This is a genomic window from Parasphingorhabdus sp. (genome assembly GCF_048269915.1).
In the GTDB taxonomy this organism is placed as follows: domain Bacteria; phylum Pseudomonadota; class Alphaproteobacteria; order Sphingomonadales; family Sphingomonadaceae; genus Parasphingorhabdus.
The window spans coordinates 725086-735807 of sequence record NZ_JBLWTY010000002.1; the positions used below are offsets into that span (position 1 = coordinate 725086).

Consider the following 10722-nt stretch of genomic DNA (forward strand, 5'->3'; position numbering starts at 1 on the left):
TTCACCCGACACACCCCGTCCGGCTGAAGAACGACGATAGCAGGCAGGTCTCCTGACTCGCGGATCGCTGCTGATATGCCGCCTTCCCAGATCCGCAGATCCAGTGGCAAATGGCATATCGGCTAGCCGCTTACAGTTGCGGGGGCAGTACCGGATTTGAACGAGGCATGAGCCGCATTCGCACCGGTTTCCCTTTGAATTCTCGATTAAGAGAAACCCGATATCTGCTGCCCCATTCGTCCAAAAGCGATCGCGTTGCAACCCCCAATATAATTTGGCGCGAGTCGAGCCCGATTACCGTCGATACAGGCTGGAAATGCTGTGTTACATTTGGCGTCTATAGCTATCCTATTGTTTTATTGGGATATAATATGATGAAGCGATGTTGAATCTGCTTCGCTCCCGAAATCCGGATATGCTATAGCGAGCCCTCACTTGAGGAATGATAGTCATGATTAAATTTTTGAGTATTGCCTTGTTTGCCTCCCTGTCTACCGCCGCAATCGCCGACGCCGAAACCGCTCGGATTGGTTATTCCAATTGTCTTGCCGATTTCACGACAGCACAGCTGGACGAGAAAGTCGGAGCCGGCAGCTTTAAAAAAGCAGCCCCAACCGCGTGTGCTGACGAGCGGAACGCGATGATAAGCGCGATCAAAAAAGACGAAATGGAATTCGGCAGTTCAGAAAGTGAAGCAACAAGCTTCGCCACCGAAGAAGCCGACGGTGTGCTCTTTTCCTTTACCGACGGCTATGCCGGTTTTCTCAGTTCCAACACCCGGCCCGTCAAAGAGTAATAATAGCCCCTCGGGCGGGCTGATCTGCAAAAGCCGGGGCTTTTGCTACAGCCGCATTCCCAGCTGAACATCGAATTTTTGGGAGCGGCTGCCGCTTTCAAAGCGATAGCTGCGCACCATGTCGGCGGCTTCGGTACCGGAATCGAAGCCGCCGTTAGAGGATGCGCACGGCTGCCAGGGGCGAGCCGGCCATCATCAACGCGGGCAAGGAATTACGACAGATAACGTCCGATATGCACAGCCATCGGATCGAAACCAGTCAGTCCGGCCTAGAAAATCGTTAAATTCCTTACGATATACGGCCAGTCTATATCCCGAAACGCCTATATCTCCCTCTATTGTGGCCGTTAACTTATAATAGACTGGTTTTGTCTAGAGTGTCTGGCCGATGACCAGCGGAGATATTCTTGAAGACCCTTTTGCCTTCTATTAGAGCAAATATATTCCGTAACTCGTTAGCAGCCTGGTTTCTGGCCTTACTTGCTGGCTATGGACTAATATTGTCTGACATTGGGTATGATGTTGAGCAGAGATTCGGAAATGTGCGCGCCGATATTCTGGAAAAACCAGCCTCCGGTCAGATCGTCATTGTGGAAATTGATGCCCAATCCCTCCATGCGCTGAATCACTGGCCATGGCCCCGGGAATATTATGCCCGAGCTCTGCAAAAGCTAAACGCCGCGGGGGCCGCGCAAATCGCATTTGATATCGATTTTTCCGGCTATTCGACCGACGATCAGGACCAAATTCTGGTGCAGGCCATAGCGGAATCAGATGCCAGAGTCATTCTCCCGACATTGCGCCAGCGCGCGTCAGTATTTGATGAGCAGTTCGTAGAGAGTCTGCCCATCGAGGCGTTGCGCAAAAATGTTTGGCTGGCATCGGTCAATATTGATCCGGACCAGCGCGGACAACTGAACCAATATAGTTATGGTACGACATCAGCAGGTATAACGCGCCCGTCGTTTGCCAGCATGATCACCGGCATAGCGGGCAATATGGATGAAAGCTTTGCGATTGACCAAAGCATTGATCCGACAAGCATCCCACGGATCAGTTTTCTGGAGCTGATGAGCGAGAAACCTCTGCCTGCTGGTCTGCAGGGCAAGAATATACTCATCGGTACCACAGCGCTGGAACTGGGAGACCGTTACCCGATTAGCCGGTTTGGCATGGTGCCGGGCGTGGTTATACAGGCGATGGCGAGTGAAACCCTGATCCAAAAGACGAATTTCAAAGATTTCGGAAGGTTGCCGGGGTTGATTCTTGCGGCCTCAATATTGCTGGCCGCGATTCTGACAAGAAAATGCTCCTATCAGGCTTTGACCACGATAGCGCTTGTGACAATCTTCGCTCTCATGGGACTTTTGATAGCGATAGAATATCTCGGCCTGTTCACATATTCAAACATTGTGGGATTGTTTTTTCTCCTCGTCTATATTGTGCTGCAAAAATTCCTGATGACAAACAAGGCGTTGAAGACCAGCCAATATGTGAATGAAGTTAGCCGATTGCCGAACGAAGCGGCGTTGCTGAAGAGGATGTCGACCAGAAAATTTGGCTATATCGCTACGGCAAGAATTACCGACTTTACCGAAGTGCTTGTCGTGTCCGATCCGGATTCCCGTATCGATCTGTTCCGAAATCTGGCAAGCCGCCTTCGCTTTCTGGCTTCGGACGAGAAAATATATCATGTCGATTCCGACATGATCGCCTGGATCGTAAAAAGTGAATATGCCAAAGATATTCCCAGCTATTTCGATATTGCGACGGCGATGTTGCATGCCCCGGTCATGGCGAAAGACACCCGGATCAAGATTAACATCACATTTGGTATCAGCGACAAAACGGTGGATAAAGCCAAGCTCGCCTCCGGACAGGCCTTTGCTGGCGGTAAAAAATGGGCCTGGTATGATGAGCAGGTTGATCATGCGATCGGGCAGAGGCTCAACCTGCTGATCGAGCTGGAACAGGCGATTCAGGATGGCAATCTTGACGTTGTCTATCAACCCAAATGGAACCTGTCGGCAAATAAACTGGACGGGGCCGAGGCCCTTGTCCGCTGGAGTCATCCTCAGCGCGGCGAGGTCAGCCCGGAAATTTTCATCCCGATATTGGAAAGGGCCGGCAGGATTGATCTGCTGACATTTTATGTGTTGCAGCAGGCGCTGGATGACTTGTCTGATTGGGAAAAGCAGCGGCCGGGATTAACGTGCTCTGTCAATATTGCGGCCAATTTGCTGGGGGATAGCAAATTCGTCGACAAGGCCATAGCAATGGTTGAGGACTCGCCGGCGAATAATGCACAAATTGTATTCGAAGTTACGGAAACGGCCGCGCTGGCCTGTCCCGAACAATCGGTATACACGCTGAACCTGATCCGCAACGCGGGGATCAGAGTGTCCATTGACGACTATGGGACGGGGCAGTCAACAATGAGCTATTTGCAGCGACTGCCGGTCAATGAAATTAAACTGGACAAAAGTTTCGTAAAAACCATGACCACCAACAACCCCAATCGGGTGATGGTGCAATCGACGATCAAAATGGCACATGCTCTGGGATTGAAGATTGTCGCCGAAGGTATTGAGGATCAGGCGTGCATGGATATGCTGACCCGATACGGGTGTGACATCGGTCAGGGCTGGTATATTTCCAAACCTGTCAAATCGGATGCATTTGGCGCCACCTGGATTGATTGCGGACGGGAACAGGCGCGATTATCAGCATGATCTAGCCGATGAGCAGAATTCTCAGATCGTTGACATTGGTACCGGACGGCCCAGTCATCAACAAGCCATCGGCTTTTTCGAAGGCGAGATAGCTATTATCGCTGTCCAGCAGACCGCGCGCATTTTCTGGGCCTCCCATTGCATCCAATATTCCCGGCCACAGAAATGCTCCGGCATTATCTTCGGACCCGTCAATGCCATCGCTGTCGGCTGCCAGTCCGAAAATATCCGGTTCACCGTTCAGGGCCAGAGCACAGGCGAGCAGATAGGCAGTGCAACGACCGCCCCTACCGTCCCGGTTATGCACCATCACGGTCGCCTCGCCGCCGGAAATCAACGCTACCTTTCGTCCCTCTGCCTTGAGCGCCAGCGCCTGTCTCGCGTGATCAAGTCCGAGTTCCAGGGCATCACCTTCCAGGGCATCGCCGAGCATGATGATGTCATAGCCTCGCGCTTTGGCGGCATCTGCGGCGGCGGCGCACATATCTCCGGGACGGGCACAAATTTCCGCAGTCGCGCGCTGCATTTTCGGATCATCAGATTTCGGCGTTTCCAGCGCGCCGCCCTGCAGCCCGGCCCTGATCGCCGGGGGCAGGGCGATGGCATATTTTTCGGCTATGGCCAGCGTATCGGCACAGGTCGAACTGTCGGCGACCGATGGTCCCGATCCGATCATCGCGATATCATCGCCCGGAATGTCGGATATCGCGATCATGTGCGTTGCCGCCGGCCAAGCCCTGGCGGCGAGCCGACCACCCTTGATTGCCGAGAGATGTTTGCGGACAATGTTCATCTCGGCAATCGGCGCGCCGCTGTGGAGCAGGGCGCGGGTCACCGCCTGTTTTTCGATCAGGGTAATGCCGTCCGCCGGTGCCGGAAGCAGGGCGCTTGCCCCACCCGACATGAGGACCAGAAGCAGGTCATTCTCGCCGAGGCCATCGGCCATTGCCAGCGCGCTTTCCGCCGCTTGTGCACCTGCGAAATCGGGCACCGGATGGGAAGCCTCGACAATCTGCATATTGTCGGGTGCGAAGCCCGGTTGCACATAGCCACGGCGTGTCACCACCAGACCTTCGGCATTGGCCGACAACCGATCGAGTATGGCTGAGGCCATTTGCGTAGCCGCTTTTCCGACCGAAAGGAGGCATGTCCGGCCAGATGCGGCAGGCCATTGCAGATTGCGCATCGCGTTCTCGGGCAGGGCCGGTGCCAGCGCATGTTCGTAAAGCGCTTTCAAAAAAGCTTTTGTTGAATCGGTTTTTGCTGTTTTATGCACTGCACAATAAAGGCCCGATTGTCCCATCGGGGTCAAGCAGCTTTTCGGAGTGACAGACCAAATATGAATGATCGCGCCACTATCGAGCATCTGCTGCAACGGCTCTCCGTCCATCTGGGTGTCCTGTACCCTAATCATGATTGCAACGCGCTGGCTGAACGTATCGTCAACCTGTTCTGGCCCGACACCACAAGGATGATCAAGCGCCGGAAAATCGCCGACAAGCATTTGTGGGACGAAAGCGATATCGCGATGATCACCTATGGTGGCACGATCCGTTCGGCGGGGGAACGGCCGCTGCGAACCCTGCATCGCTTTCTGAAGGAACATATCGGTCAGACCATCGGCGCGGTGCATATCCTGCCCTTTTTTCCCTATAGCTGTGACGACGGTTTCGGGGTGATCGACTATCTGCAGGTCGATGAAAATCTGGGCGACTGGTCGGATATTGAAGCGATTGCGGCGGATTACCGGCTAATGGGTGACCTGGTGATCAATCACGGATCGAGCAAATCGGTTTGGTTCCAGCAGTTCCTGTCGGATGAAGCGCCAGGCAAGGATTATTATTTTACCGCCGATCCTGCGGCTGATCTGGGGCAGGTGGTGCGGCCCCGGTCGCATCCGCTGCTGACACCGTTTCGCACAGTCTCCGGCGACCGCCATGTATGGAGCACGTTCAGCTCCGATCAGCTGGATTTCGATTTTACCAATCCCGATCTGCTGATGGAATTTATCAAGATTATCGCCGCCTATATCGACCATGGTGTACGGATTTTCCGGCTCGATGCGGTGGCCTTTCTGTGGAAGGAAATCGGCACACCCTCGATCAATCTGCACGAAACCCACGAGATTATCCGGCTGCTCCGGACCTTGATGGACCATCATGCCGAAACGCTGATCATCATCACCGAAACCAATATTCCCAATCACGAAAATCTGACCTATTTCGGCAATCAGAACGAAGCCCATGTCATCTATAATTTCTCGCTGCCGCCGCTGCTCGTACACGCGTTGCTCACCGGCGATGCGCTCTATCTGAAGCGCCTGACGCGGAGCAACCCGCCGGCGCTGACCGGCTGCACCTATCTCAACTTTACCGCCAGCCATGACGGCATCGGCCTGCGTCCGACCGAAGGGGTGCTGCCGCAAGGGGAAGTGGACCAGATGCTGACCGCGATCCAGAGTTTCGGTGGCCGGGTGTCGATGCGGCGGGGACCGGGCGGCACGGAAAAGCCCTATGAAATGAACATTTCCTTTTTCGAGGCGATGCAGGGGACGCTGGAAGGGCCGGACGTACACCAGATGGACCGGTTCATGGCCGCCATGGCGATCATGCTTGCGCTGGAGGGCATACCCGCCATCTATATTCACAGCCTGCTGGCCACGCCCAACGGTTATGAGGAAGTCAATCTTACCGGCCACAACCGGTCGATTAACCGGCGTCAGCTGGACTATGACGAAATCAGCGCCAAGCTGGCCAATCCGGCGACCGTCGAAGCGCGGGTGTTCGCCCGTTTTCTATCGCTGGTCGAAACCCGCAAGAAACAGCAGGCCTTTCACCCCAATGCCGTCCAGTTCACCCTGGCGCTGCCCGAAGGCCTGTTCGGTATCTGGCGCCAAAGCCGGGAGCGGAAGCAGAGTATTTTTGCGATCACCAATGTGACGATCGAGGACAAGATTCTTTCCCTTGCGGATATAAATCTGATCGCCGGCGACCGCTGGTGGGACCTGATTTCGGGCCACGCGATTACCGATATCGAAGGGGATTTTCCCTTATCACCCTATCAGACCGTGTGGTTCAGCAACGTGGCGCCCGATATTGCCTAATCCTCATTATCGAGCCGCACCGCTTCCTTGAACCGGTCGGTAAAGTCGGGAATGGCGCTGTTGATCCGGTTCCAGTTGGCCATGAACGGGGTCTCATTGGGTGATTCCAGAAACACCTCGCCGGCGGTCATGATATTCTGGGCGAACAGCTCGACCGTGGTCTCTTCCTCGTGCCGGTCGAGGGTCAGGCCGTTCATCACTGCATCATTGTAGAAAGTCTCGATCCGGTCCAGCGCGATGCGGAAATAGGTCGCCTTGAGGGTACGGAAAGTCCCCTGCGAGAAGATCTGGCCGTCGGTGGCAAGCTTGCGGAAGATCGACTTGGTGATGTCGATGCTCATCTTCGACAGGCCGCCTTCGGGATTGTCATAGGAAACCGACTGATGCTTGTGATCATAATTGTCGGCAATTTCGACCTGGCAGATCGCCTGGGTCGACTGGTTGCGCCACACTTCGGAGAGCACACCGATTTCCAGGCCCCAGTCTGACGGGATGCGGATATTCTTGACCACTTGCCGGCCCATCGCAAATTCGCCCGCGAGGGCGTAGCGGAAGCTGTTCAGGTAGATGATATAGTCGTTCGGCTCGCAGACTTTCTTGAGCGCAGCCAACAAGGGGCCGATCAGCAGGCGCACGACGCGGCCGTTGAATTTCTCTTCGGTCGTCCGCGCATAATAGCCCTTGGAAAAAACATAGGGGAAGGTCGGATTGGCCACCGGGTACATCAAACGGGCCAGCAAATCTCGATCATAGGTCAATATGTCGCAATCGTGCAGGCCGACCACCTGGGCGTCGGTTGCGGACAGGAAATAGCCAAAGCAAAACCAGACATTGCGGCCTTTTCCGGGCTCTGCCGGTGACAGGCCACGCTGTTGCAGCTCTTCATCTAGAGCGCTCAGCCGCGGACCGCTGTTCCACAGGATATGGTGCCGCTGGGGCAGGCGCGAGAAATAGTTTTTCGCATATTCAAACTGGTCCTTGTCGGCGCGGTCCAGTCCGATGATGATATCGTCCAGATAGGGCACCTGGCACAGCTCATCGACGATATTTTCGAGCGCTGGCCCTTCCAGTTCGGAAAACAGGCTGGGCAGCACCAGAGCCATCGGATTGGCCTTGCGATAGCCCATCAAATCCGCCTCCAGCGATGCCGTTGTACGGTCAGTCAGATTGTGAAGCGTGGAAATAATTCCATTTTGATGAAAATCGGCCATCTATACCCCTGTAATTTAGGTGCTGCCAGCCTAGTCAGCTTTCCGGCAGGATTAAACCCAGTTCCGAAAAAATTTCCCGGACCGCGATGACCCAGCCCCCTGGTCCGGCAGCAGGAGCCGTCCGAACATGGGCCTTGCCGGAGCGGATGGTCACCCCGTCGGGATTGGGCATGATGACGCCGAAATCGGCGGCCTCGATCATCGCCAGATCATTGGGTCCATCGCCGAGCGCTATCGTGACCAGTCGCGCTTCCGGCTTTTGTCCGGCAAAGGCCGCCCTTGTCCGGGCCATGGCCTGTTCCTTGGTCGCATGGCCGGTGAAATGGTAGAAGCGCCCGCCGCGCTGTATCTCGATACCGGATTTGGCCATGATCGCGCGCAGCTGGTCCATATCGGCGTCTGAACCGGACCAGAGAAACGGTTCCGTTGCTTCCCGCTCGCTGGCCAGGCGGGCCGCGGCGACCGTCAGCCCCGTAGCCGCCGCCACCTCTTCGGCTGACATGTCGGCAAAACCCGCAATATGCTGACGAAGCGCTGGTGGAAGCGCTCCAATCCGTTGCAGGATATCCGTATAGGCAATTCCCAGCATGATATTGTGCGGCGCCGGCCCATTCACAAAGGGCAGGCCCCGGGGCGCGTGGATGACGGAGCCATTTTCGGTCACGCTCAAAACTTCATCAATCGCAAGAGACTGTTGCAATGAACGCCATTCCGCGCGGGTTTTGCTGGTGATCGGAATGACGCAGGCGATGGTCCGGTCGGCCAGTTGCCTGATCAATGCATCGGCCGGCGCGGCCGAATAGCTATGATGGTCGAGCAAAGTGCCGTCGAGATCGGTAAATATCAGGGGGTAAACAGGGCGGTCTGGCATGATGAGACTATCGGATAGCAGACTGGTCGCCGCGCGAATATGGTAATTTGATCACGCCCGGTCAGGATCCGCCTGTCCCGGTGATACGGCCGTCGTGGATATGCCGCTTCTCCCCTTGCGACAGCAATTCCTGTGAACGATGGCCCTGCGGTCGCCACAGGGCCGACCGGACCCAATATTCAGAAAGAATATTTGGCCGACAGCTGGATTTTCTGCAAATTGCCTGACGCGCCATTTTCCAGTTCCCGATTGGCGTACATATATTCAATGCCCAAATCGAGCGGCGGGACGGGCGAATAGATGATATTGCCAAAGGCATTCCAGCTTTCATCGGTAACGCCGCCGGTGGTCAGCGCAACCGGGTTGTCCGCCTTGAAATAGCTGCCGGAAATTGTCGACCGGACATTGTCGGTCCACATATGGCGATAGGCGAGGAATCCGGAATAGGTCGCAATGGGATCCAGGCTGCCATCCAAACGCAGCGCGGCATCATTGACAATATTCAGGCCGATATAACGGCCCAATCCCTGTCCCGCCGTCGCCATGAAACGAAGATCATCGCGGGAGCCGAGCCCGACTTTGCCCGACAGGCTGAGGCCATAGCCGATCGCACTATCAGATATCAGCCCGAAATCATCCGGTTTCACCCGAAGCACCCGGCCAATGGCCGCAGCTGTCAGATGACCAAAATCGCCAGTGTGATTATAACGCAATACCACATCGGGAAGACTGTCATCACCCGCAAGAACACGGCCACCGGTGGGACTGGTCACCGTTGTTTCGGGTTGCTCAACGGCAATCTGAAGCCCGCCGTTGGAATAGCGTACCATCGGTTGACGCTCAAAGACGGTTCCTGGAGTCGAGCCGATGAAATCCAGTGTTTCGGGGAGTGCGCCGACGTCCTGAAACGTGGACCAGGCTTGACCGAATAGCCAGTTATCGAATGTGATATAGGCCTGCCGCAGGCGCGGAGTATAGCTGTTGGACACCCGCTCGTCACCGCCGCTGGTGACCATGAAATCCATTTCAATTTTCGAACCGAGCGTATGGCCACCGCCAACATCTGTGCTGGTCTGCAAGATGAAGCGGCTTTGACGCGCACTGAAGTCCGTATCAAAACCCGATGATGTTCCGCCAACGGGAATGGCACCGGGGATGAGGAAGTCGCGGACAATGCTGCCGGTGCCGACCTGGCCGCCACTGGTTCGCTGTGAAATGGCATCAGCCTTTATATATCCGCCATAGGTCACGCGGGTTTTGCCAACGTTGAAGCCATTGCCACCCGCAGATTGTTCGGCGACTTTGGTTTCCATCGCAGCCGTTCTTTGGGCTAGTGCCCGTGTTTCTGTAATGGCTTGCTGGGCCTGTTGCGCGACGGCGACATCCCCTTCGGTTGCGGCAGTTTGTTTGGCATCCATCCGTTCAATCAAGCCTGAGACCAACGCTTCCAACCGATCGAGTCGGGCATCGACATCGCTATCTTGCGCCCATACCGGTGACGCGCTCAAAATTGTTGCGGATAATAGAAGTCCCTTGACCAGACCTGTTCCAACCTTCGCCATGTGCCATCCTCCCTGTTTATGTCATTGGGAAAAGAATGACAGGCGCGTTGGGAAAAAGAAATTAGCCAATGGTCTATACGACCAATGTCGCATTCAAGATTCATCGGTAATCCGATTATAATGGTGTGAAAGTCTAACAAAATGGGAACGAGCCAAAGATGGGAACAATATAATGTCTGACCGCTTGGACAGAAAAGTCAGAACAAGTCGAGATGCTCCCATTCCATCACCACAAGAAGGCGCGCCAACGCATTGTACGCGATCCGACTATGATCGTTTATACGCAGAAAGCCTTACCGATCCGGATGGTTTCTGGTCCGGCCAGGCCGAGCGTCTGGACTGGCAGAAGGCGCCCACCAAAATCTCCAACTGGTCCTATGATCCGGTCTCCATCAAATGGTATGAAGACGGTATCTTGAACATCTGCCACAATGCAGTGGACCGTCA

General features: G+C 55.1%; 8 protein-coding genes and 1 riboswitch. Of the genes, 4 read left to right on the forward strand and 4 right to left on the reverse strand.

The annotated features are described in order from the left end of the window. Positions 1–24: 24 nt before the first annotated feature. A riboswitch (cobalamin riboswitch) is annotated at positions 25–236 on the reverse strand. A gap of 215 nt (positions 237–451) precedes the next feature. Together ACN0WX_RS08455 and ACN0WX_RS08460 are read left to right on the forward strand one after the other, a co-directional pair. Then, positions 452–796 (forward strand): hypothetical protein, encoded by a 345-nt coding sequence (locus tag ACN0WX_RS08455; protein ID WP_417621848.1) that lies wholly within the window; start codon positions 452–454, stop codon positions 794–796. A gap of 500 nt (positions 797–1296) precedes the next feature. Continuing rightward, entirely contained in the window at positions 1297–3528 is a 2232-nt protein-coding gene (locus ACN0WX_RS08460) for an EAL domain-containing protein (protein ID WP_417621849.1), read from the forward strand. 1 nt (position 3529) lies between these two features. Here ACN0WX_RS08460 and ACN0WX_RS08465 read toward each other — a convergent pair whose 3' ends face one another. Continuing rightward, positions 3530–4918, reverse strand: coding sequence for a glycerate kinase type-2 family protein (locus ACN0WX_RS08465; protein WP_417621850.1), 1389 nt, complete (start codon positions 4916–4918; stop codon positions 3530–3532). On the opposite strand from ACN0WX_RS08465, the gene ACN0WX_RS08470 reads away from it, so the two are divergent. Beyond that, a complete protein-coding gene (locus ACN0WX_RS08470) occupies positions 4868–6631 on the forward strand; it encodes a sugar phosphorylase (protein ID WP_417621851.1) in 1764 nt (587 codons plus the stop codon). The genes ACN0WX_RS08465 and ACN0WX_RS08470 overlap by 51 nt on opposite strands. Here the strand turns inward: ACN0WX_RS08470 and ACN0WX_RS08475 are convergent. The 3 genes from ACN0WX_RS08475 to ACN0WX_RS08485 form a co-directional block, all read right to left on the reverse strand. Then, positions 6628–7842, reverse strand: a complete 1215-nt coding sequence (locus ACN0WX_RS08475; RefSeq protein WP_417621852.1) for a glucosyl-3-phosphoglycerate synthase — start codon at positions 7840–7842, stop codon at positions 6628–6630. The two genes, ACN0WX_RS08470 and ACN0WX_RS08475, sit on opposite strands and share 4 nt — an antisense overlap. Before the next feature lie 34 nt (positions 7843–7876). Beyond that, positions 7877–8713, reverse strand: coding sequence for an HAD-IIB family hydrolase (locus ACN0WX_RS08480; protein WP_417621853.1), 837 nt, complete (start codon positions 8711–8713; stop codon positions 7877–7879). A 179-nt stretch (positions 8714–8892) separates the two neighbouring features. After that, the gene (locus tag ACN0WX_RS08485) at positions 8893–10275 is read right to left on the reverse strand and encodes a DcaP family trimeric outer membrane transporter (RefSeq protein ID WP_417621854.1); all 1383 of its coding nucleotides are present in this window, start codon (positions 10273–10275) and stop codon (positions 8893–8895) included. Positions 10276–10447: 172 nt separating this feature from the next. On the opposite strand from ACN0WX_RS08485, the gene ACN0WX_RS08490 reads away from it, so the two are divergent. Further along, positions 10448–10722: acetyl-coenzyme A synthetase N-terminal domain-containing protein (locus ACN0WX_RS08490; protein ID WP_417621855.1), on the forward strand; the 275-nt coding region annotated here is incomplete at its 3' end.

What these genes read in the sequence shown, in the direction of transcription:
- ACN0WX_RS08455 (WP_417621848.1), top strand. Translation starts at nt 452, where the DNA reads ATGATTAAATTTTTGAGTATTGCCTTGTTTGCCTCCCTGTCTACCGCC.
- ACN0WX_RS08470 (WP_417621851.1), top strand. Translation starts at nt 4,868, where the DNA reads ATGAATGATCGCGCCACTATCGAGCATCTGCTGCAACGGCTCTCCGTC.
- ACN0WX_RS08465 (WP_417621850.1), bottom strand. Translation starts at nt 4,918, where the DNA reads ATGGACGGAGAGCCGTTGCAGCAGATGCTCGATAGTGGCGCGATCATT.
- ACN0WX_RS08475 (WP_417621852.1), bottom strand. Translation starts at nt 7,842, where the DNA reads ATGGCCGATTTTCATCAAAATGGAATTATTTCCACGCTTCACAATCTG.
- ACN0WX_RS08480 (WP_417621853.1), bottom strand. Translation starts at nt 8,713, where the DNA reads ATGCCAGACCGCCCTGTTTACCCCCTGATATTTACCGATCTCGACGGC.
- ACN0WX_RS08485 (WP_417621854.1), bottom strand. Translation starts at nt 10,275, where the DNA reads ATGGCGAAGGTTGGAACAGGTCTGGTCAAGGGACTTCTATTATCCGCA.